We start from the raw sequence: 22,581 nt of genomic DNA on the forward strand, positions 1-22,581 counted from the left end.
CATTCCTGTAATTGAGCGCTGCGCCGGACCGGCGCTTCCGCGATGAAACCTGGCGCAGGAAGCATCGCATTTCAGCTGATTCGAAACCGTCCATTCACCTTCACCGCGAGCCGAACGTCAACATGAACAAGTCATACAGAAGCATATGGAATGAAGCCCTGGGAGCATGGGTGGCGGTCAGCGAGCTCGAGAAAAGCAGGGGCAAGGCGAGCAGGAGCGGCATCAGCGGCGGGTTCCTGCGGGTCAGCATGCTGTCGGCTTCGCTGATGCTCGCGTTCGGGCTGGCAAGTCCGAATGCGTTCGCGCAGCTGTCGTGTACCGGCACTCTCGTGTGCCAGCCCGCGGGCAACCAGGGCCTGACCTTCGTCGCGAACCCAGACTCGACGGGCAGCGGCGAGAGCATGGTGCTGCGCGGGGGAGGCGCGGGCACGCCGGTTCGCAACTACTTCGTCGGCAATGCCGACATCGCGAACGCCACGAACATCACGCTGGGTGACGCGAGCACCACCAACTCCACCACGACCATACTTGCCAACCATTTCCAGGTGGGCAACAGCGCTACCAGCGCCTCGGGCGCCAACAGCTCCGCCATCGGCATCAATGCACAGGCGACCCAGTCGGATACGGTGGCCATCGGCAGTTCCGCCAACGCGTTGGCCGCTTCCGCCATTGCGCTGGGCAACAGTGCGACGGTCAGCGCGGGGTCGACTTCGAGCATCGCGATCGGCGCCAGCGCCAATGCGCTCGGTTCGGATGCAGTGGCGCTCGGCCGCGGCGCCCAGGCAGGCAGCACCAGCACCGTCGCCATCGGCGCCGGATCCGGCACCACCAGCAACAACGCCACGGCCATCGGCGCAGGAGCCACGACCAGCGATGCCTGGGCGACGGCGATCGGCAGCACCGCGAACGCCTACGGCAACAGCAGTACCGCCATCGGCGGCGGCGCGGCGGCCAACAGCAACGGCCTGGCGATGGGGCGCTCCGCGAATGCTTCCGGCGCGGCAGGCGTTGCACTCGGCCAGTCGGCGGTCGCATCCAGCAACTTCGCCACGGCAGTCGGCAGCATGGCCAACGCCGCCGGGCTGAACTCGATCGCCATCGGCGGCTCCACCGCCACCGCGCCGACCACCCAGGCGCTTGCCACGGGCAAGGGCGCCATCGCGATCGGCAACAACGGCACCCAAGGCGCCAAGGCCCTCGCCGACGACGCGATAGCGATCGGCGGCCAGGCCAACGCCGCGTACACCAACAGCGTCGCGCTCGGCGCGGGCAGTGTGACCGGCGCGGCCGCTCCCACGGGCAAGGGCTTCCTCACCGGATCCGCCGCGCCCGCCTCCGAAGTCTCGGTCGGCTCGTCGTCCGCCCTGCGGCGCATCACCAACGTGGCCGACGGCTCCGCCGCCCAGGACGCCGTGACGGTGGCCCAGTTGAGCACCGGCATGAGCACCACGGCGAGCAGCATCGCCAGCCTCTCCACCTCGACCTCGACGGGCATCGCCAGCCTGTCGACCGGCCTCAGCACCACCAACAGCACGGTCGGCAGCCTGTCGACCTCGACTTCGACCGGCCTGAGCACCGCGACCAGCCGCATCAACAGCCTTTCGACGGGCCTCAGCACGACGAACAGCAGTGTCGCGAGCCTGTCGACTTCCACATCGACGGGCATCACCAGCTTGTCGACGGGCCTGAGCACCACCAACAGCGCTGTCTCCAGCCTGTCTACATCTACCTCGATCGGCATCACCAGCCTGTCCACCGGCTTGAGCACCACGAACAGTACGGTCTCCAGCCTGTCGTCCGGGCTGAGCACGACGAACAGCAGCGTGGCGAGCCTGTCGACTTCCACTTCGACCGGCATCACCAGCCTGTCGACAGGCCTCAGCACCACCAACAGTGCTGTCTCCAGCCTGTCGACCTCGACCTCGACGGGTATCACCAGCCTGTCCACCGGTCTGAGCACCACCAACAGCGCTGTCGGCAGCCTCTCCACCTCCACCTCCACCGGCCTGAGCACTGCGACCAGCCGCATCAACAGCCTTTCGACAGGCCTGAGCACCACCAACAGCGCCGTTGCGAGCTTGTCCAGTTCCACCTCGACGGGCATCACCAGCTTGTCGACGGGCCTGAGCACCACGAACAGCGCTGTCTCCAGCCTGTCGACTGGCCTGAGCACGACGAACAGCGCCGTCGCAAGCCTTTCGACTTCCGCCTCGACGGGCATCACTAGCCTGTCGACTGGCCTGAGCACGACGAATAGCGCGGTGACCAGCCTGTCGACCTCCACCTCGACCGGTATCACCAGCCTGTCGACGGGCCTGAGCACGACGAACAGCGCAGTTGCCAGCCTGTCGACTTCCACCTCGACGGGCATCACGAGCCTTTCGACTGGCCTCAGCACCACGAACAGCGCAGTGACCAGCCTGTCGACCTCCACCTCGACCGGCATTGCGAGCCTTTCGACCGGCCTCAGCACCACGAACAGCGCAGTGGCCAGCCTCTCGACTTCCGCCTCGACGGGCATCACGAGCCTGTCGACTGGCCTCAGCACCACGAACAGCGCGGTGACCAGCCTGTCGACTTCCACCTCGACCGGCATCACGAGCCTTTCGACCGGCCTCAGCACCACGAACAGCGCGGTGACCAGCCTGTCGACCTCCACCTCGACCGGCATCACCAGCCTCTCGACCGGCCTGAGCACGACCAACAGCAACCTGGGCACCCTGAGCTCGACGGTCAGCTCCATCTACAACACGGGCACGAAGTACTTCCACGCCAACAGCACCGGCGCGGACAGCCAGGCCATCGGCGCCAACAGCGTGGCCATCGGCCAGAACGCCGTCGCCAATGGCGACAACAGCGTGGCGCTGGGCGCGAACTCCACGGCCAGCCGCAGCGCCGCGGAGATGACGAACTACGACGCCTTCGGACTGGCGAGCAAGCAGACCGCTGCCGGCGAGGTGAACGTAGGCAACCGCGTGATCACGGGCGTGGCGCCCGGCACGGCGGACCAGGACGCGGTCAACGTGCTGCAGGTGAAGACGGTCACCGCGTCGCTGTCCAGCGGCCTGAGCACGGCCACCAGCAGCATCGTCAGCCTCTCGACCTCCACGTCGACTGGCCTGAGCACGGCAACGAGCAGCATCGGCAGCCTGTCGACTGGCCTGAGCACGACCAACAGCACCGTCGCAAGCCTCTCGACGAGCCTCAGTTCCTCGACGAGCGCCATCAACAGCCTGTCCACGGGCCTGAGTACGACGAACAGCAGTGTGGCGAGCCTGTCGACGTCGACTTCCACCGGGCTGAGCACTGCGACCAGCAGCATCGGAAGTCTGTCGACCGGTCTGAGTACGACGAACAGTAGTGTCGCGAGCTTGTCGACCTCGACTTCCACTGGCCTGAGCACCGCGACCAGCAGCATTGGCAGCCTGTCTACGGGGCTGAGCACGACCAACAGCAGCGTTGCGAGCCTGTCGACTTCCACGTCGACTGGCCTGAGCACCGCGACCAGCAGCATCGACAGCCTGTCCACGGGCCTCAGCACGACGAACAGCAGTGTCGCGAGCCTGTCGACTTCCACGTCGACTGGCCTGAGCACCGCGACGAGCAGCATTGGCAGCCTGTCCACGGGGCTGAGCACGACCAACAGCAGCGTTGCGAGCCTGTCGACTTCCACATCGACCGGCCTGAGCACTGCGACCAGCAGCATCGGCAGCCTGTCGACGGGTCTGAGCACGACGAACAGCAGCGTGGCGAGCCTGTCGACTTCTACGTCGACTGGCCTGAGCACGGCGACGAGCAGCATTGGCAGCTTGTCCACGGGTCTGAGTACAACCAACAGCAGCGTGGCAAGCCTGTCGACCTCCACGTCTAATGGCATCAGCAGCCTCTCAACTGGCCTGAGCACGACCAACAGTGCGGTGGCCAGCTTGTCAACCTCGACCTCCACGGGTCTGAGCACGGCGACCATCGGCATCAACAGCCTGTCGACCGGCCTCAGCACCACCAACAGCAGCGTCGCCAGCCTGTCGACCTCCACATCGACAGGCATCAGCAGCCTGTCGACGGGCCTGAGCACTGCGACGAGCAGCATCGGCAGCTTGTCGACGGGTCTGAGCACGACCAACAGTACGGTGGCCAGCCTGTCGACCTCGACTTCCACAGGTCTGAGCACAGCGACGAGCAGTATCGACAGCCTGTCCACGTCGACTTCGACGGGCCTGAGCACTGCGACCAGCAGCATCAACAGCCTGTCGACGGGTCTCAGCACCACCAACAGCAGCGTCGCAAGCCTGTCGACTTCCACTTCGACGGGCATCAGCAGCCTGTCGACCGGCCTTAGCACTGCGACGAGCAGCATCGGCAGCTTGTCGACAGGCCTGAGTACGACCAACAGTGCGGTGGCCAGCCTGTCGACCTCGACCTCCACGGGGCTGAGCACAGCGACGAGCAGTATCGACAGCCTGTCCACATCGACTTCGACGGGCCTCAGCACCACCAACAGCAGCGTCGCAAGCCTGTCGACTTCCACTTCGACGGGCATCAGCAGCCTGTCGACCGGCCTGAGTACGACCAACAGCAGCCTGGTCAGCCTGTCGACGTCAACCTCCACAGGCCTGAGCACGGCCACGAGCAGCATCGACAGTCTGTCGACGTCCACCTCGACCGGCCTGAGCACCGCGACCAGCGGCATCAACAGCTTGTCGACCGGTCTCAGCACGACGAACAGCAGCGTCGCCAGCTTGTCGACCTCCACGTCGACGGGCATCAGCAGCCTGTCGACCGGCCTCAGCACCACGAACAGCAACGTCGCGAGCCTGTCGAGTTCCACCTCGACGGGCATCAGCAGCCTGTCGACGGGGTTGAGCACGACCAACAGCAGCGTCACGAGCTTGTCGACCTCCACGTCGACTGGCATCAGCAGCCTGTCGACCGGCCTGAGCACGACGAACAGCGGACTGGCAAGCCTCTCGACGTCGACCTCCACGGGCCTGAGCACTGCCACGAGCAGCATCGACAGCCTGTCCACGTCCACCTCGACCGGCCTGAGCACTGCGACCAGCAGCATCAACAGCTTGTCGACTTCCACATCGACGGGCATCAGCAGCCTGTCGACGGGCCTGAGCACGACCAACAGCAGCCTGGCCAGCCTGTCGACGTCGACCTCCACAGGCTTGAGCACGGCCACGAGCAGCATCGACAGCCTGTCCACGTCCACCTCGACGGGCCTGAGCACCGCCACCAGCAGCATCAACAGCCTTTCGACCGGCCTGAGCACCACGAACAGCAACGTCGCGAGCCTGTCGAGTTCCACCTCGACGGGCATCAGCAGCCTGTCGACGGGTCTCAGTACGACGAACAGCAACGTCGCCAGCCTTTCCACCGGCCTGAGCACGGTATCGAGCACGGTCGACAGCCTGTCCACCGGCCTGAGCACCACGACCAGCAACATCGGCAGCCTGTCGACGGGGTTGAGCACGACCAACAGCAGCGTGGCGAGCCTGTCGACTTCGACCTCCACGGGCCTGAGCACGGCCACGAGCAGCATCGACAGCCTGTCCACGTCGACCTCGACCGGCCTGAGCACCGCGACCAGCGGCATCGGCAGCCTCTCGACCGGCCTGAGCTCCACGAACAGCAGCGTCGCAAGCCTGTCGACCTCCACCTCGACCGGCCTGAGCACGGCAACCAGCGGCATCGGCAGCCTGTCGACGGGCTTGAGCACGACCAACATCAACCTCAACAGCCTGAGCACGTCGGTCAACAACATCTACAACACCGGCACCAAGTACTTCCACGCCAAGTCGACGGCGGGCGACTCGGTGGCCAGCGGCCAGGAGGCGGTGGCTATCGGGCCGCAGTCGGTGGCCAGCGGCGCCAACTCCTTCGCCGCCGGCAACGGTGCGAAGGCCACGGCCGACGGTGCGGTGGCGGTGGGCTTCGGCGCGCAGGCGACGGGCACCAACGCGATCGCCATCGGCAGCGGCGCCCTGGCCACGGGCTCGCAGGCCATCGGCGCCAATGCACGTGCGGGCGGCGGCGGCGTGGCCCTGGGCGACAACGCGGATGCCGGCGGCACGCCGCTGAGCCAGGCGCAGAACGTCTCCAAGGGCACGGCGATCGGCTTCGGCGCAATCGTGCAGCAAAGCGGCGGCGTGGCGCTGGGCTCGGGCTCGGTGGCTTCCACCGCGGCGGGCATGGCCGGCTACGTGCCGGGCGGCGCGACGGCGCAGCAGGAGGCCGCGATCAGGGCCACCACCAGCACACAGGCCGCGGTGTCGGTGGGCGATGCGGCCAACGGCCAGTACCGCCAGATCACCGGCGTGGCGGCGGGCACGGCCGACAGCGATGCGACCAACGTGGCCCAGCTGAAGGCGGCCTCGGCGGCATCGAAGGCCAGCAGCGTGCAGTACGCGACCAACCCCGACGGGTCGGTCAACTACAACCAGATCACGCTGGGCGGCGGCCAGGCCCCGGGCGGCACGCGCATCAGCAACGTGGCGCCGGGCATCCTGCCGGGCGATGCGGTCAACGTGCAGCAGCTCAACCAGGTGCAGGGCCAGGTCGGCGACGTGGCGCGCATCGCCTACTCGGGCACGGCCATGGCGTTCGCGATGTCGGGCACCTACCTGCCGACGCTGTACCCCGGCGAGAAGACGGTGGGCGTGGGCCTGGGCAGCTACAAGGGCTACAGCGCCGTGGCGCTGACCTTCAAGGCGTTGTCGGACGACGGCAAGATGTCGTGGGGCGCGGGCCTGACGACCACGGGCAAGGAATGGGGCATCAACGCCGGCATCGGCTGGAAGTGGAAGTAAGCCTCTGAAAGGCCGACGGGCCGGCCCTCCAACGGGCGGCTCCCGCGCTTCACGGCGTGGGGGCCGTTCCTTCTTTTTGGTACACACTCCGCCTCATGCGCATCGGTATTTCAGTCCTTACCCATGCGGGGCAGAACATCTGGGAGAACGGAATGGGACAGAACGTCCTGTTCCTGGCCCGGCTGCTGCAACGCATCGGCTTCGTCGAGTCCGTGACCCTCATCGACGCGGGCGACCAGCAGAGCATGCCGCCCCAGGTCGACACGGCCGCCATGGGCCTGGCCTTCGGACGCGCGCGCGAGCTCACCGGCTCGCTGGACGTGGTCATCGAGATGGCCGGCGCGCTCGACGTGCAGTGGCTCTCTTACTTCCGCGCATGCGGCGGCCGCGTGGTGTTCCATTGCGTGGGCCAGCCTTTCGCGGCGCTGGCCGAGCCGATCGTCTTCACCGACAAGGGTCACTTCAGCAGGCCCGACCGCTGCGACGAAGTGTGGCTGCTGCCCAAGGACGCCGCCTTCGCGCCCATGATGCGCACCATGCACCGCTGCCCGGTGTTCGAGGTGCCCTACCTCTGGTCGCCGCAGTTCCTGGCCCAGCGTGTTGCCGAGGTCGAGGCCGCGGGCCACCGCTTCGGCTATGTGCCCCGCACGGCAGCGCAGCCGGGCTTTCGGGTGGCGATCTTCGAGCCCAACATCTCGGTGGTGAAGTGCAGCAGCGTACCCATGCTGATCTGCGACGGCGCCTATCGCGCCGATCCGTCGGCCGTGACCTCGATGCAGGTGCTCAACACGCTGCACCTGAAAGACCACCCGACCATGCTCTACCTGGCGAACTCGCTCGACATAGTGCGCCAGCACAAGGCGGTCTTCCATGGCCGGCACGACTTCGCGGGCTTCATGGTGCAGTTCGCCGACGCGGTGGTCTCGCACCAGTGGCAGAACGACCAGAACTACGGCTACCTCGACGCGCTCTACGGCAACTACCCGCTGGTGCACAACTCGCCCTGGCTGCGCGACGCGGGCTACTACTACCCGGACTTCGACATCGCCGCCGGCGCGGCGCAGCTGCGGGAGGCCGTGCGTTCGCACGACCTGCAGCTCGACGACTATCGCGCCCGTGCGCAGCGCGTGTTCCAGTCGGTCGATCCCTTCAGCCCCGCGAACGTCGAGGGCTACGCGCAGCGGCTGCTGCACCTGGTGGGCGGCAACGCCGGCTTCCGCGCCGATGCCGCGAGGGCTGCCGCATGATGCCGGCCAAGCTCAGGGTTGGCGTCTCCATCTTCATCCGCAAGGGCGAGCAGAGCCTGTGGGAGAACGGCGTCTACCAGAACTGCCTGTTTCTGGTGATGTTGCTGCTGCGCTCGCCGCGCGTCGAAAGCGCGGTGCTGGTGGCCGGCGGCGGCGACGGCGGCCCGGCGGACGCCACCAGCTTCCTCGCCGATTCGCCGGTGCCCATCATCGACATGGCCACGGCAGGGCAGCACCTCGACCTCATGATCGAGATGAGCGCCCAGCTCGCCATGCCGTGGTCGGTGGCCTTCCGCGAGCGGGGCGGCAAGATCGTCTCGATGCGCGTGGGCAACGACTACGTGATCGACATCGAGCGCATGATCTTCGACAAGCCGCACGGCCTGCTGATCTCGGGCGCGCCCTACGACGAGGTGTGGACGATTCCCGAGTACGAGGTGTCGTGCAAGCCCTATTTCGAGAGCACCTTCCGCGCGCCCGTGCGCCTCATGCCGCACCTGTGGAGCCCGATGGTGCTGGAGCGCGCCATGGCCCGTGCCCCCGACAGCCCGCCCTTCGCCTACGAGCCCGGCCGCAGGCAGTGGCGCGTGGCCATCTTCGAGCCCAACATCTGCATGGTGAAGACCAGCTTCATCCCGATGCTCGGCTGCGAGGCCGCGCACCGTGCGCAGCCCAGGCTCATCGAGAAAATGTGGGTCTTCAACAGCTTCCACCTGAAGGACAAGCCGCTCTTCGTCGGCTTCGCGCAGAGCTTGGACATCGTGCAGCACGGGCTGGCCACCTTCGAAGGGCGCTTTCCCGTCTACCAGGTGATGCCCGGCAAGATCGACGCGGTGTTCGCGCACCACTGGGAGAACGCGCAGAACTACCTCTATTACGAGGCGCTGTACGGCGGCTATCCGCTGATCCACAACTCGCACCTCATCGGCGACTGCGGCTATCGCTATCACGGTTTCGACTGCGAGGAGGGCGGGCTCGCGCTGCGGCGCGCCTTCGCCGAGCACGACGCCGACCTGCCGGCCTACCGCGAGCGCGCGCGCCGCTTCATCGCCACGCTCGACCCCGAGGGCGAGGAGAACGTGCGCGTCTACACCGCCGCCATCGAGAACCTTTACGCATGAGGACCGCGATGAAGCCGACCCCACGATTCCCCCGCCTGCCGGCCGCCGCCCTGGCATGGGCCGCCGCCGGTGCCGCGTTCGCCCAGGGCGTGCTGGTGCCGCAGGCGCCGCCCGCCGCGCCGCAGGACACGCTCACGCGCGCCGCCACCAGCGTGGGCGTCAAGCGCTGCCTGCCGGCCATCACGCGACTGTCCACGCTCACCGTGCAGGGCAGCCGCAGCCACGACGTGCTGCTCGACTGGGACCGCAAGCGCCCCGACGCCGGCCCGATGTTCTCGCTGATCGGCATGGAGTTTCCGAACGCGGGCGTGGCGGCGTCGATCACCGCGATTCCCGACGAGAGCGGTGCATGCACCGTGTCGGCCGAGCGCATCTCGGTGGCGCCCTTCACCTGCGCGAGCGTCGGCCAGCAGGAACTGGCCAGCTACAAGATGACGCGGCTGCTGCCCAACTACGCCGTCTATACCGACGAGAAGGAGCCGACCTCGTCGGTGTCGCTCATCGACTCGCCGCCGGGCTGCCTGATCATCCGGCGCTATGTGGAATACGGCTGGCGCGATCCGGCAGCTGCGCCGGGCGCGGCTCCCGCTGGTGCCGGTGCGGCCCAGCCGGCGAAGAAGCGATAGGCACCAGGCACGGCAGGCGCCACAGGAGCGACAGGCGCTCGTCTCCGACAAGCAGGGACGCCCTCGGCCGGCCCCCCGAGTCGGCCCCAAACCCGAAGAATGGAGCCGATCCGCATGCGAACCCGCGGCGGAAGGAAGGAGACGCACATGCCTCTGGCTTCACTGATCGGCCGATGGGCCATGCAGCCTTTCTCGAAGGCGCTGCCGCCGCTGGGCGACACCGAGCGCGCGGCACTGGAGGCCGGCACCGTCGGCTTCGAGGGAAGGCTCTTCGCGGGGCACCCTGACTTCGACGCGCTCGCAGCCATGGGCCCGAATCGCCTGAACGAGCGCGAGCAGGCCTTTCTCGACAACGAAGTGCGCGAGCTGTGCCGCATGCTCGACGACCACGCCATCGACGAGGCGCAAGACCTGCCGCCCGAGGTGTGGCGCTACCTGCGCGAGAAGCGCTTCTTCGGGATGATCATTCCGCAGGAGTTCGGCGGCCTCGGCTTCGGCCACCATGCGCACGCGACCGTGGTGGCGCGCATCGCGACCGTCAACGTGGCGACGGCCGTCACGGTCATGGTGCCCAATTCGCTGGGCCCGGCCGAACTGCTGCTGCGCTACGGCACCAACGCCCAGAAGGCCCACTACCTGCCGCGCCTGGCCGACGGCCGCGAGCTGCCGTGCTTCGGGCTGACCTCGCCCTACGCGGGCTCCGACGCGGCCTCGATCCCCGACCGAGGCGTGCTGGTGGAGCGCGAAGTCGACGGGCGCAGGGTGCGCGGCTTCCTCGTCGATTTCGACAAGCGCTACATCACGCTCGCGCCGGTCGCCACCGTGGTCGGGCTGGCCTTCCATGCCGTCGATGAAAGCCGGCCCGAAGGCAAGCGCGAACTGGGCATCACCTGCGCGCTCATTCCTGTCCCGCAGGCCGGCATGGAGATCGGACGGCGCCACCACCCGATGGACAGCGCCTTCATGAACGGCCCGATCCACGGCCGCCAGGTGTTCGTGCCGATGGACTGGATCATCGGCGGCGAGCAGCAGGTCGGCCAGGGCTGGCGCATGCTAATGGAATGCCTGGCGGCCGGCCGCGCAATATCGCTGCCGGCGCTGGGCTCGGCCATGCAGCAGACCGCGCTGTACGTGGCCAACGGCTACGGCCGGATCCGCGAGCAGTTCGGCATGCCGGTGGGCCGGTTCCACGCGGTCGCGGGGCTGGTCGCGCAGATGTCGGCCGAACTGTACGCGAGCGATGCGGCGCGGCGCTTCACCGCCGCCGCGCTCGACAAGGGCGAGCGGCCCAGCGTGGCGAGCGCCATCCTCAAGGTGCAGCTGACCGAGGCAGGGCGGCGCGCGGTGAACCGCGGCATGGACATCCTCGGCGGCAAGGGCATCATCTCGGGCCCGTCGAACCTGCTCGGCGTGGCCTACCGGCAGGCGCCGATCGCGATCACGGTGGAGGGCGCGAACATTCTCACGCGCGCGCTGATCGTGTTCGGGCAGGGCGCGGTGCGCTGCCATCCGCACGTGCTCGACGAAATGGCGGCCGTGCAGGCCAGGGACGAGACGGCACTCGGCAAGGCGCTGCTGGCGCACGGCAGGCACGTGGCGCTGAACCTGTGGCGCAGCCTCTTCGGCGCGCCGGTGCTCGGCTCGCCGCCCGACGACCTCGCGCACGAGGCGAGGCTCATCGCTCGCATGAGCGCCAAGTACGCGCTCACGGCCGACCTCGCAATGGGCCTGCTCGGCGGCAAGCTCAAGCGCATGGAGCTGCTGTCGGCGCGCCTGGGCGACGTGCTCGCGCATCTCTACCTGGCCAGCGCGTGCGTGTGGCGCTACCGGGTCGAGGCGGCACCCGAGATGCTGCCTTTCGCGCGGGCGGCGATCCGCCTGCAGATCGACGAGGCCGGCAGCATCCTGCGCGATCTCTACGCGAACCTGCCGACGCCGGGGCGGCGCCTGATCGGCGCGCTGGTGCTGCGCCGCACGGGTCACCTGGCGCCGCTGCGCGACGTGCAACTGCTCGAACTGGCGGAGCTGCTGCGCAAGGAGCCGCGCATCGTCGCGCGCCTGGCGCCTGACCTGAGCGAGCCCGCTTCGGGTGGCCTGCTCGACCTGATGCACGCGCTGGAACTGGGCGCGAAGCTCGGCGACGGCACGGCCGCGCTCAACAAGGTGCTGCGCCGCACGAATTCGCTCGAGGAGGCGGCGTGTTCTTCACCCGACCCTGAGCTGGCGCTGGCCTATCTGAAGGCTGCCGACAAGGTCATCCAGGTGGACGATTTCGAAGGCCCGCCGCGCGACGGGCAGGGCAGAGCGGACTTCAGCGAGCCGGCTGCTGCTGTTGTTGTGCCGCCAGCGCCGCCAGCGCAGCCGCCGTCTGCTCGTCCGCCGGAAAGAACGACTCCACCGCGAGTTCCTGCAGCGTGACGTCCACCGGCGTGCCGAAGATGGTGATGGTGCTGATGAAGCTCAGAATGCCGCTGGGCATCATCACCTGAAAGGGCACGGCCACCGCCGACAGCGCGGTGTCGATGACGGGCGCGTCGTGGCTCACGGTCGGCGGAGGATAGGCCTCGAGCTCGTCGTGCAGAGCCTGCAGCACCGCGTCGCCCGTCGCGGCGATCTGCTGCTGCAGCCGCTCCAGCAGGTGCATGCGCCATTGCGCCAGATTGGCGATGCGCGGCGCTACGCCTTCCGGGTGCAGGCTCAGGCGCAGCACGTTGATCGGCGGCTTCAGCAGCTCGGGCGAGGCGCCCTCCATCAGCAGCGGCACCAGCGCGTTGTGCGCGACCAGGTTCCAGTGGCGGTCCACCGCCAGCGCCGGAAAGGGCTCGTGGCCCTTCAGCACCAGGTCGATGGCGCGGCGCGCGGAGGCCATCGCCGGATCATCCAGGGAGCGCTGCCTGTACATCGGCGCGAAGCCGGCGGCCACCAGCAGGGCATTACGCTCGCGCAGCGGCACCTCGAGCCGCTCGGCCAGGCGCAGCACCATCTCGCGGCTGGGGGCGGCGCGGCCGGTTTCCACGTAGCTCAGGTGGCGGGTCGAGACCTCGGCCTCCTGCGCCAGGTCGAGCTGGCTCAGGCGCCGATGGGTGCGCCAGTGCCGCAGGTGGACGCCGAAGGGGTCGCGCGCGCCGGGCTGGCCGGCCTTGGACGAGTGGGAGTGGGTTGTGCTCATGAGGCCGCATTCTGGCGTGGCCGGGCCGCGCCGCCATGACCTCCCAGGTCATCGACCCGATGCACGCCGCCCGGAATCATCGACCCCAACGCGGCAGGACCGGCCTGCAGCGTAGTCAACCACCAAGGAGAGATTCCATGTCCGCCATGTCCGTCTTCGCATCCCCCCGCTTCCTGCCCAACGTGATGTGGGCCGACGCCGCCTCCTGCGCCGCCACCGGCGCGCTGCAGGTAGCCTTCACCGACGCGCTGGCTCGCCTGACCGGGCTGCCGGCACCGCTGCTCATGGGCACGGGTGTGTTTCTTCTGGCCTACGCGGCCGCCGCGGCCTTCATGGCGAGCCGAAGCACGCCGCCGCGCACGCTGATCGGGCTCGTGGTGGCCGGCAACTTCGGCTGGGCCGTGGCCTGCGTCGCGCTGCTGGTGAGCGGCATGTTCCCGGTGACGGCCGTGGGCGTGGCCTGGGTGCTGGCGCAGGCCGTGTGCGTGATCGTGCTGGCCGAGCTGCAGTGGACCGGGCTGCGCCGCAGCCGCCGCAGCGCGAACATGGCCCTTGCCTGAGGAGTTCGTGAGGAATGCCGGCGACGCCGTTGTACCCGGCATTTTTCGCGATGAGGAACGTGGCGCGACAAGACGATGACAGGGAAGACCGACTACGCTTGTTGACATTGATCCCCGCTATCCTTGAGAGGCTTCCACGAACACACAGGAGTCTCCCTATGGCCAAAGCCCCGGCGCATGCCTTTGCGTCCACCCTCAAGACCTTCAAGACCCCGTCGGGCAAGTCCGGCAAGTACTGGTCCCTGAAGGAGCTGGCCAAGCAATACCCGTCCGTCGATCGCCTTCCCGTCTCCATCCGCATCGTCCTGGAGTCGGTGCTGCGCAACTGCGACGGGCAGAAAGTCTCCGCCAAGCACGTCGAGGAGGTGGCCAACTGGGCACCGAACGCCGAGCGCGTCGACGAGATTCCCTTCGTCGTCACCCGCGTCGTGCTGCAGGACTTCACCGGCGTGCCGCTGCTGGCCGACCTGGCCGCCATGCGCAGCGTGGCCGCCAAGCTGGGCAAGTCGCCCAAGACCATCGAGCCGCTGGTGCCCGTCGACCTGGTGGTCGACCACTCGGTGATGGTCGACTACTACGGCACGCCCAAGGCGCTCGACCTGAACATGAAGCTGGAATTCCAGCGCAACAACGAGCGCTACCAGTTCATGAAATGGGGCATGCAGGCCTTCGACACCTTCGGCGTGGTGCCGCCGGGCTTCGGCATCGTGCACCAGGTCAACCTCGAATACTTCGCGCGCGGCGTCTACAAGAGCCCGAACGACAAGAGCGACAAGCCCACCTACTACCCCGACTCGCTGGTCGGCACCGACAGCCACACCACCATGATCAACGGCATCGGCGTGGTCGGCTGGGGCGTCGGCGGCATCGAGGCCGAGGCGGCCATGCTGGGCCAGCCGGTCTACATGCTCACGCCCGACGTGGTGGGCTTCGAGCTCACCGGCCAGCTGCGCGAGGGCGTCACCGCGACCGACCTGGTGCTGTACGTCACCTCCATCCTGCGCGCCGAGAAAGTGGTGGGCAAGTTCGTCGAGTTCTTCGGCCCGGGCGCCGCATCCATCGCGGTGCCCGACCGCGCGACCATCGGCAACATGGCACCCGAGTACGGCGCGACCATGGGCTTCTTCCCGGTGGACGAGATGACGGTAGCGTATTTCGAGGGCACCGGCCGCACCAAGGAAGAGGTCGAGCGCTTCGAGGCCTACTACAAGGCGCAGGGCCTGTTCGGCATGCCCAACCCCGGTGACATCGACTACACCAAGGTCGTCAGGCTCGACCTGAGCACCGTGTCGCCCAGCCTGGCCGGCCCGAAGCGCCCGCAGGACCGCATCGACCTGGGCCACCTGTCCACCAAGTTCTCGGAGCTCTACAGCAAGCCCAACGACGCCAACGGCTTCAACCAGCCGGCCGACAAGCTCAAGCTGCGCTATCCGCTGGTTGCCGCCGGCAAGAGCGGCGACGAGGAAGCCGCCCCGCCGCCCGCCGGTGCGCCGCTGGACGTGGTCGAGATGGTGGCCAACCGCTCGACCAAGGCCGCCGCGCACGTGAGCGCCAGCGCGCCCGCGGCGCCCAAGGGCGCGGTCACCATCGGCAACGGCGACGTGCTGATCGCGGCCATCACCTCGTGCACCAACACCTCCAACCCCAGCGTGATGCTGGCCGCCGGCCTGCTGGCCAAGAAGGCGGTGGAGGCTGGCCTCTCGGTCAAGCCGCACGTGAAGACCTCGCTGGCCCCGGGCTCGCGCATCGTCACCGAATACCTGGAGAAGGCCGGCCTGCTGCCGTACCTGGAGAAGCTGGGCTTCTACCTCGCGGGCTACGGCTGCACCACCTGCATCGGCAACGCCGGCGACCTCACGCCCGAGATCAACGAAGCCATCACGAAGAACGACCTGATCGGCGCGGCCGTGCTCTCGGGCAACCGCAACTTCGAGGCGCGCATCCATCCGAACCTGAAGGCCAACTTCCTGGCCTCGCCGCCGCTGGTGGTGGCCTTTGCCATCGCGGGCAACGTGATGACCGACCTGATGACCCAGCCCGTGGGCAAGGGCAAGGGCGGCAAGGACGTCTACCTCGGCGACATCTGGCCCACGCCGAAGGAAATCGACCAGAATCTGCGCTATGCGATGAACGCCAAGTCGTTCCGCGCGAACTACGACAAGGTCAAGACCGACCCGGGCAAGTTCTGGAGCAGCATCAAGGGCACCACCGGCCAGGTGTACGACTGGCCGGAGTCGACCTACATCGCCGAGCCGCCGTTCTTCGAAGGCTTCAAGATGAAGCCGCACGCGTCGGACGCGGGCATCAAGGGCGCGCGCATCATGGCGCTGTTCGGCGACTCGATCACCACCGACCACATCTCGCCGGCCGGCTCCATCAAGGAAAGCTCGCCCGCGGGCATCTGGCTCAAGGCGCACGGCGTGGCCAAGGCCGACTTCAACAGCTACGGCTCGCGCCGCGGCAACCACGACGTGATGGTGCGCGGCACCTTCGCCAACGTGCGCATCAAGAACCTGATGATCCCGCCGGATGCCAACGGCACCCAGGAAGAGGGCGGCGTCACGCTGTTCCAGCCCTCGGGCGAGAAGATGTTCATCTACGACGCCGCCGTGAAGTACATGGAGCAGGGCGTGCCGACCGTGGTGTTCGGCGGCGAGGAATACGGCACCGGTTCCTCGCGCGACTGGGCCGCCAAGGGCACGCAGCTGCTTGGCATCAAGGCCGTGGTGGCGCGCAGCTTCGAGCGCATCCACCGCGCCAACCTGGTCGGCATGGGCGTGCTGCCGCTGCAGTTCCGCGGCGCCGACTCATGGCAGACGCTGGGCCTCACAGGCAAAGAGCAGATCGACGTGGTGATCGGCGGCGAGCTGAAGCCGCAGATGGACGTGAAGCTGGTGGTGCACCGCGCCGACGGCTCGCACCAGGAGGTGACGGTGCGCCTGCGCATCGACACGCCGATCGAGGTCGACTACTACAAGCACGGCGGCATCCTGCCCTTCGTGCTGCGCCAGCTGCTGGCTGCCTGAGCGGCAGGGGCCGAATTGCCCTGACTACTTGCCGGCGGCGTCGAGCCGCTGCGCAAGGCGGTCGAGCACGGGGCGGATCTTCTCGCCCACGCTGATCTGCGGATTCGAGAAGCCGTCTTCCTTGCCGCCATCGATCTCGCGCTGCTTGATTACCGGCACGGCGGCGGCGAAGGCGGTTTCGAAGGAGCGGGTCTTGCGCAGCTGCTCGTCGAACATCGCGCGGCCGAAGAAGGTCAGCTCCGACAGCCGGCCGCATCCGTACGAGGTGTGGGTGGCGTCGGCGGCGGTCATCACCAGCGTGTCTTCGCTGGCCAGCGGTTCGATCCAGCCGCCCGAGTAGCAGGCCGAGACCGCCACCACGCGATGGCGGATGCCGGCGCCGTCGAGTTCCTCGCGCAGTTCTTCCGGCGTGAGCCAGGGCACCGTGAGCGGCCAGTGCGCGGCGGCCAGCCTGTGGTCGCGCGCGCCGTGGGAGGTGAGGTAGACCACCAGCACGTCGTTCTCGCGGTCCATGCGCGCGGCCAGTGCTGCGATGGCTCGGCGCAGGTTGAGCGGCGTGGCCCAGGGCAGCGTCTCGGCGGTGGCCGGGTTGTTCAGCAGATGGATCACGCGGCCCTTGGCGTCGAAGCGCTCCTCCAGCACCTGCGTGACCATGTTGCTTTCGCGCAGGAACACGTCTTCCGACGCATAGGGCGCGAACACCAGTCCGTAGACGTTGGTCTGACCCGGCCTGCCGGCGGGCAGGGACTCGACCGTGCGTTCCCACAGCGCCTGCTGCTGCTCGAAGAGCTCCTGCGTGAGCTGCATCCGGGGGCGCTCGGGCTCGGTGGATGCGCTGGCGTCGGGCTGCCACATGCGCTCCTGCGTGTAGAGCGATTGCCAGAAGGTGGCAGCCAGCAGGACCACGAACGCGGGCGCGAAGAGCGCGACCCGCCAGCGGGCGCCGGCATCGCGCGCGGTGAGGCGCACCAGCGCCACGATCATCCAGGCGCAGCCCAGCCCGAAGACGACCCAGTATCCCGGCGAGACCGAAATCGCCGCCGGCAGCCAGCCGCGCGTGTAGCCCAGCGCCAGCAGCGACAGCAGCAGGTTGGCCGGGAACATCGTCCAGGTGGCCAGCGCGAACCAGCGCGCCAGTCCGCCAGCATGCGCCCGGCCGGAAAGCGCGAACCAGCCCAGCCAGGCGAGCACCGCCAGCACCCAGAGGGTGTTGAGGCCGACGTTGGCATACAGCGTGGCGGGGCCGGCGATCTCGAGCCGTGACAGTCCGACCCAGACCAGCTCGGGCACCAGCACGAGCGCCAGCAACTGCCAGGGGGCGGGCTGCGCATCGACGCGCGGTTGCAGCAGCATCGAGGCGCGCAGGCCGCCGGCGATCCAGCGCCAGAGGCTTGCGCGGGGCGGCCGCGGAACGGGTGTTTCTTCGGCGCTCCCAGGAGCCTGCTGCGGTGCGATGATGTCTTCGGGCATGGCGTCGATGATGCCTTTGCCAGGACTGTTTCCCGCACGACTTTTTCCTTCCCTCCCTTCCAGCAATGCTTCGCATCGGCCTGATCTCCGACACCCACGGACTGCTGCGGCCTGAGGCGCTCGCCTTCCTGGAGGGCAGCGACTTCATCGTCCATGGCGGCGACATCGGCAACGCCGGCATCCTCGAGGCGCTGGCGGCCATCGCGCCGCTGACGGTCGTGCGCGGCAACAACGACCGCGAAGCCTGGGCCGATCGCATCGCGGAAACCGAGCTCGCGAAGTTCGGCGACGTGAGCGTCTACGCCATCCACGACCTCGCGCAGCTCGACATCGATCCGCGCGCGGCCGGCGTGCGCGTGGTGGTCTCGGGCCATTCGCACAAGCCGAAGGTGGAGGAGCGCGAGGGCGTGCTCTACGTCAATCCGGGCAGCGCGGGGCCGCGGCGGTTCAGGCTGCCGATTTCGGTGGCCGAACTCATCGTCGACGGCGCGGCGGTGACCGCGCGCATCGTCCTGCTCGATCCTTAGGCGCTAAACGGCGTCCGGACTGCTCGAAAACCCCTGTTTGGGCATGCTCGGACGCTTTTGAAGGGATTTGGTCAGGTTTACGCGAGTGAGAATTGATAGCATCTAGGTTTTGCTTAATGGCGTGCCCGATATTCAGGGCATCCCCTCACCGTGCGAACCAACGATTTCGGTACGGCGCCGGCCACCGTCGCCCTGAGCCTCGACCAGCTTCCCAACAACCAGTGGGCCACCGTGCTCGACGTGGCGCGCCCCACCGACGCCGACGACCGCGAGCTCGTGCTGCGCCTGACCGAAATCGGCTTCGTGCCGGGCGAGGCGGTGCGCATCGTCGCCAGCGGCATCCCGGGGCGCGAGCCGCTGGCGGTGCGCCTGGGACACACCACCTTCGCGCTGCGCCGCCACGAGGCCGCGCTGATCCACGTCACGCCGGGAGCCGCCAACCATGGTTGAAGCCGTCATCCAGGGCCCGGGCCGCCTCGCACCCACCGCCCAGCCGGGGCGCATCGCGCTGCTGGGCAATCCCAACTGCGGCAAGACCGCGCTCTTCAACCTCCTCACCGGCAGCCGCCAGAAGGTCGCCAACTACGCGGGCGTGACCGTCGAGCGCAAGGAAGGCACGCTGCGCACGCCTTCGGGCCGCCGTGTCTTCGTGCTCGACCTGCCCGGCGCCTACAGCCTGAATGCGCTGAGCGCCGACGAGGCCGTCACCCGCGACATCGTCACCGGCCAGAGCAAGGAAGCGCTGCCGGACCTGCTGGTGTGCGTCACCGACGCCACCAACCTGCGCCTGAACCTCCGGCTGGTGCTCGAGGCCAGGCGCCTCGGCTTGCCGATGGTGGTGGCGCTCAACATGACCGACATGGCGAAGAAGCAGGGCATCGCGGTCGACACGGCCGTGCTCTCGCGCGAACTGGGCGTGCCGGTCGTCGAGACCGTCGGCGTGCACACCGGCGGCGCGCAGGGCCTACTCCAGGCGCTCGACACGCCTGTGGCCACCGCCGCGCCGCAACCCTGGCAGGCGCCGGACCTCGACGACGTGCTGGCCACCCAGCGAGAGGTGCGCCGCATCCTCGGCCTCGCGGTGAAGGAGCCGGTCGGCAGCCTCGCCACCAGCGACCGCATCGACCGCGTGGTGCTGCACCCCGTGTGGGGCATGCTGGTGCTGGCCGTCACCATGTTCCTGATGTTCCAGGCCGTGTTCAGCTGGGCCAACGTCCCCATGGACGCCATCAAGGCCGGCACCGAGGGGCTGGGCAACCTGCTCAAGACCTACATGCCCGAGGGCATGCTTCAGAGCCTGCTGGTCGACGGCGTGATCGCGGGCGTGGGCGGCGTGATCGTCTTCCTGCCGCAGATCCTGATTCTTTTCCTCTTCATCCTCGCGCTGGAAGACTCGGGCTACCTGCCGCGCGCGGCCTTCCTGCTCGACCGCGTGATGGGCACGGTGGGGCTGTCGGGCCGCTCGTTCATTCCGCTGCTGTCGAGCTTCGCCTGCGCCATTCCGGGCGTGATGGCCACGCGCACCATCAGCAACTGGCGCGACCGCATCACGACCATCATGATCGCGCCGCTCATGACCTGCTCGGCGCGGCTGCCGGTGTATGCGCTGCTCATCGCGGCCTTCATCCCGGCGCGCACCGTGGGCGGCATCTTCAACCTGCAGGGCGTGGTGCTGTTCGGGCTCTACGTGTTCGGCATCGTCTCGGCCATGGCCGTGGCCTGGGTCATGAAGCGCTTCCGCGACAACGCGCAGCACTCGCCCCTGCTGATGGAACTGCCGGCCTACCGCTGGCCCAACCTGCGCAACCTGGCGCTGGGCCTGTACGAACGCGCGTGGATCTTCATCCAGCGCGTGGGCACGATCATCCTCACGCTGACGATCCTGCTGTGGTTCCTGTCGACCTTCCCGTCGCCGCCCGAAGGCGCGACCGGCCCGGCCATCCAGTACAGCCTGGCCGGCATGATCGGCCGCGGCCTGGAGCACATCTTCGCGCCCATCGGCTTCAACTGGCAGATCTCGATCGCGCTGGTGCCCGGCATGGCGGCGCGCGAGGTGGCCGTGGGCGCGCTCGGCACGGTGTATGCGCTGTCGGCCACGGGCGACGACGTGGCGGGTGCGCTGGAGCCGCTGATCGCCGGCAGCTGGACGCTGGCCACCGCGCTGTCGCTGCTGGTCTGGTACGTGTTCGCGCCGCAGTGCATCTCGACGCTGGCGGCCGTGAAGCGCGAGACCGGCTCGTGGAAGTACGTCTGGATCATGGCGGGCTATCTTTTCGCGCTGGCCTACATGGCCTGCTTCATCACCTACCACGTTGCGGTGGCACTCGGAGCAGGGTAAAAAAGCACATCCCCAGGCTTGCCCACTTCGTGTGGCCGCCACCCCCTCGCCGGGGGCAATACCTGCGGCCCGGCAAAGCCGGTTCCGCGGTATTCCCCGCGGTGTAGGCTTCGGGATTGGAGTATTTGAGATATGACGCAACAACTGATCGTCGGATTGATCGTCGCGGCCGCCGCGTTCTACGCGGTCTGGCGCTGGATGCCCGCGGGATGGCGCCGCGGCGCCGCGCAGAAGCTTGCGGCCGGCACGCAGCGCGCCGGCCTGATCGACGAGGACCGCGCGAAGGAACTCGCCGCCTCGCTCGCCAAGACATCGGGCTGCGGCTCATGCGACACCTGCGGGAGCTGCGCTCCCAAGACCCCCCTCAAGCAACCGCAAGCCGACCAGGCCATCAGCCCCAGCCCGTCCACGCACGGCCGCTGAGACCGATGCCCGCGCACATCCTCGTCGCCGGGGGCGGCATCGGGGGGCTGGCCACTGCGCTGGCACTCGCTCGGGGCCGGCATCGGGCCGACGTGTTCGAACAGGCTGCGGCCTTCGGCGAGATCGGCGCCGGCGTGCAGTTGGGCCCCAACGTCACGCGCCGGCTCCAGAAACTCGACCTGGGCGCCGGGCTCGCCGCCATCGCGGCGCGGCCGGAGGCGCTGGTGGTCCACAGCGCCGAAAGCGGCTCCGAGATGGCCCGCATGCCGCTGGGCGACGCCATGCAGCAGCGCTACGGCGCTCCTTACTTCTGCGTTCATCGCGCCGACCTGCACGGCCTGCTGCTCGAGGCCGTGCGCACGCGCGGCACCGGCACGCTGGTGACCGGTGCCCAGATCCGGCAAGTGGAAACCAGCGACGACCTCGTCTGCCTTTCGAGCACCGACGCGCGCGCCTGGGAGGGCGAGGCCGTCGTCGGGGCCGACGGCCTGTGGAGCATGGTGCGGCGGCAGCTTGACAGCCCCGGCGCCGCGCAGCCGCCGCGCGTCACCGGCCACACGGCCTGGCGTGCGCTGGTCGAGCAATCCGCCTTGCCGGCCGCGTTGCGACGCGGCCGCGTCGATGTCTGGCTGGGTCCGCGCCTGCATGCGGTGACTTATCCGGTGCGCCGCGGCGAATGGCTCAACGTGGTCGTGATCGCCGAGTCCGCGCCCGCCGGCGATGCGCGCGACTGGGACCAGTCCACCAGCATCACCGCCCTGAAGCAGGCCATGGGCCGAAGCTGCGCCGGCCTGCAGTCGCTGCTCGACGCCATGCCCGCCTGGCGCGCATGGTCGCTGGGCGACCGCGCTCCGATGACGGGGCCCGCCGACATGGCGCACGAACGCGTCGCGCTGGTGGGCGACGCGGCGCACCCCATGGTGCCGTACCTCGCGCAGGGCGCGGGCATGGCCATCGAAGACGCGGTGGCGCTCGCCGATGCGATGGCCGACGCGGATGCGGCCGACGTGCCGGCCGCCTTTGCGCGTTACGCCCAGGCGCGCTGGGCTCGCAACGCACAGGTGCAGGCCCGCGCGCGCCGCAACGGCGAGATATTCCATGCCACAGGCCCGGTGCGGCTGGGCCGCGACATGGCGATGCGCCTGCTCGGTGCGAAGCTGCTTGACCAGCCCTGGCTATACGGCGGCTGAGATCCGATCGGCGCCAGGCAGCGCCCCTGATGCCAGGAACACCGCGGAACCGGCTTTGCCGGGCCGCAGGTG

General features: G+C 68.5%; 13 protein-coding genes and 2 pseudogenes. 13 read left to right on the top strand and 2 right to left on the bottom strand.

Going from position 1 to position 22,581, the window contains the following annotated elements; genetic code table 11:
• Window positions 1-122 precede the first annotated feature (122 nt).
• The 6 genes and pseudogenes from FHT32_RS10080 to FHT32_RS10100 all read left to right on the top strand — a co-directional run.
• Window positions 123-6,134 (top strand): annotated as a pseudogene (locus tag FHT32_RS10080) (ESPR-type extended signal peptide-containing protein); the annotation flags it as partial.
• A gap of 186 nt (window positions 6,135-6,320) precedes the next feature.
• Window positions 6,321-6,812, top strand: a pseudogene (locus FHT32_RS35400) (YadA-like family protein); the annotation flags it as partial.
• Window positions 6,813-6,907: 95 nt separating this feature from the next.
• Window positions 6,908-8,059, top strand: coding sequence for a DUF2827 domain-containing protein (locus FHT32_RS10085; protein ID WP_176664494.1), 1,152 nt, complete (start codon window positions 6,908-6,910; stop codon window positions 8,057-8,059).
• On the top strand, window positions 8,056-9,180 hold the full coding sequence (locus tag FHT32_RS10090; protein ID WP_176664495.1) for a DUF2827 domain-containing protein: 1,125 nt from the start codon (window positions 8,056-8,058) through the stop codon (window positions 9,178-9,180). Before FHT32_RS10085 ends, FHT32_RS10090 begins: the two co-directional genes overlap by 4 nt.
• A gap of 8 nt (window positions 9,181-9,188) precedes the next feature.
• Complete coding sequence (locus FHT32_RS10095; RefSeq protein ID WP_176664496.1) at window positions 9,189-9,806, top strand: hypothetical protein; 618 nt, start codon at window positions 9,189-9,191, stop codon at window positions 9,804-9,806.
• A 147-nt stretch (window positions 9,807-9,953) separates the two neighbouring features.
• Window positions 9,954-12,224, top strand: a complete 2,271-nt coding sequence (locus FHT32_RS10100) for an acyl-CoA dehydrogenase (RefSeq protein ID WP_176664497.1) — start codon at window positions 9,954-9,956, stop codon at window positions 12,222-12,224.
• Here FHT32_RS10100 and FHT32_RS10105 read toward each other — a convergent pair.
• Window positions 12,118-12,975, bottom strand: coding sequence for a helix-turn-helix domain-containing protein (locus FHT32_RS10105; RefSeq protein WP_176664498.1), 858 nt, complete (start codon window positions 12,973-12,975; stop codon window positions 12,118-12,120). The two genes, FHT32_RS10100 and FHT32_RS10105, sit on opposite strands and share 107 nt — an antisense overlap.
• 146 nt (window positions 12,976-13,121) lie before the next feature.
• On the opposite strand from FHT32_RS10105, the gene FHT32_RS10110 reads away from it, so the two are divergent.
• On the top strand, window positions 13,122-13,535 hold the full coding sequence (locus FHT32_RS10110; RefSeq protein WP_176664973.1) for a hypothetical protein: 414 nt from the start codon (window positions 13,122-13,124) through the stop codon (window positions 13,533-13,535).
• Between the two features lie 158 nt (window positions 13,536-13,693).
• Window positions 13,694-16,561, top strand: coding sequence for an aconitate hydratase (locus FHT32_RS10115; protein ID WP_176664499.1), 2,868 nt, complete (start codon window positions 13,694-13,696; stop codon window positions 16,559-16,561).
• 24 nt (window positions 16,562-16,585) lie between these two features.
• On the opposite strand, the gene FHT32_RS10120 is transcribed toward FHT32_RS10115, so the two are convergent.
• On the bottom strand, window positions 16,586-18,031 hold the full coding sequence (locus tag FHT32_RS10120) for a C13 family peptidase (RefSeq protein WP_176664500.1): 1,446 nt from the start codon (window positions 18,029-18,031) through the stop codon (window positions 16,586-16,588).
• Window positions 18,032-18,096: 65 nt separating this feature from the next.
• Here FHT32_RS10120 and FHT32_RS10125 point away from each other — a divergent pair, with 65 nt between their 5' ends.
• The 5 genes from FHT32_RS10125 to FHT32_RS10145 all read left to right on the top strand — a co-directional run bounded on the left by FHT32_RS10125 (window position 18,097) and on the right by FHT32_RS10145 (window position 22,509).
• Window positions 18,097-18,558, top strand: a complete 462-nt coding sequence (locus FHT32_RS10125) for a metallophosphoesterase family protein (RefSeq protein ID WP_176664501.1) — start codon at window positions 18,097-18,099, stop codon at window positions 18,556-18,558.
• A gap of 150 nt (window positions 18,559-18,708) precedes the next feature.
• The gene (locus FHT32_RS10130) at window positions 18,709-19,008 is read left to right on the top strand and encodes a FeoA family protein (protein WP_176664502.1); all 300 of its coding nucleotides are present in this window, start codon (window positions 18,709-18,711) and stop codon (window positions 19,006-19,008) included.
• Window positions 19,001-20,896, top strand: coding sequence for a ferrous iron transporter B (locus FHT32_RS10135; RefSeq protein ID WP_176664503.1), 1,896 nt, complete (start codon window positions 19,001-19,003; stop codon window positions 20,894-20,896). The genes FHT32_RS10130 and FHT32_RS10135 overlap by 8 nt, the downstream gene beginning before the upstream one ends.
• Before the next feature lie 132 nt (window positions 20,897-21,028).
• Window positions 21,029-21,319 carry a DUF6587 family protein gene (locus tag FHT32_RS10140; protein WP_176664504.1) on the top strand — a complete coding sequence of 97 codons (291 nt, stop codon included), beginning with the start codon at window positions 21,029-21,031 and terminating at the stop codon, window positions 21,317-21,319.
• 5 nt (window positions 21,320-21,324) lie between these two features.
• On the top strand, window positions 21,325-22,509 hold the full coding sequence (locus FHT32_RS10145) for an FAD-dependent monooxygenase (RefSeq protein ID WP_176664505.1): 1,185 nt from the start codon (window positions 21,325-21,327) through the stop codon (window positions 22,507-22,509).
• The last annotated feature ends 72 nt before the right edge of the window (window positions 22,510-22,581 follow it).

Origin of the sequence: Variovorax sp. SG517 (assembly GCF_013376045.1) — a bacterium.
In the GTDB taxonomy this organism is placed as follows: Bacteria; Pseudomonadota; Gammaproteobacteria; order Burkholderiales; family Burkholderiaceae_C; genus Variovorax.

Coding starts and splice junctions, on each gene's coding strand:
- FHT32_RS10115 (WP_176664499.1), top strand. CDS start 13,694: ATGGCCAAAGCCCCGGCGCATGCCTTTGCGTCCACCCTCAAGACCTTC.
- FHT32_RS10110 (WP_176664973.1), top strand. CDS start 13,122: ATGTCCGTCTTCGCATCCCCCCGCTTCCTGCCCAACGTGATGTGGGCC.
- FHT32_RS10125 (WP_176664501.1), top strand. CDS start 18,097: ATGCTTCGCATCGGCCTGATCTCCGACACCCACGGACTGCTGCGGCCT.
- FHT32_RS10135 (WP_176664503.1), top strand. CDS start 19,001: ATGGTTGAAGCCGTCATCCAGGGCCCGGGCCGCCTCGCACCCACCGCC.
- FHT32_RS10140 (WP_176664504.1), top strand. CDS start 21,029: ATGACGCAACAACTGATCGTCGGATTGATCGTCGCGGCCGCCGCGTTC.
- FHT32_RS10085 (WP_176664494.1), top strand. CDS start 6,908: ATGCGCATCGGTATTTCAGTCCTTACCCATGCGGGGCAGAACATCTGG.
- FHT32_RS10105 (WP_176664498.1), bottom strand. CDS start 12,975: ATGAGCACAACCCACTCCCACTCGTCCAAGGCCGGCCAGCCCGGCGCG.
- FHT32_RS10120 (WP_176664500.1), bottom strand. CDS start 18,031: ATGCCCGAAGACATCATCGCACCGCAGCAGGCTCCTGGGAGCGCCGAA.
- FHT32_RS10095 (WP_176664496.1), top strand. CDS start 9,189: ATGAAGCCGACCCCACGATTCCCCCGCCTGCCGGCCGCCGCCCTGGCA.
- FHT32_RS10145 (WP_176664505.1), top strand. CDS start 21,325: ATGCCCGCGCACATCCTCGTCGCCGGGGGCGGCATCGGGGGGCTGGCC.
- FHT32_RS10090 (WP_176664495.1), top strand. CDS start 8,056: ATGATGCCGGCCAAGCTCAGGGTTGGCGTCTCCATCTTCATCCGCAAG.
- FHT32_RS10100 (WP_176664497.1), top strand. CDS start 9,954: ATGCCTCTGGCTTCACTGATCGGCCGATGGGCCATGCAGCCTTTCTCG.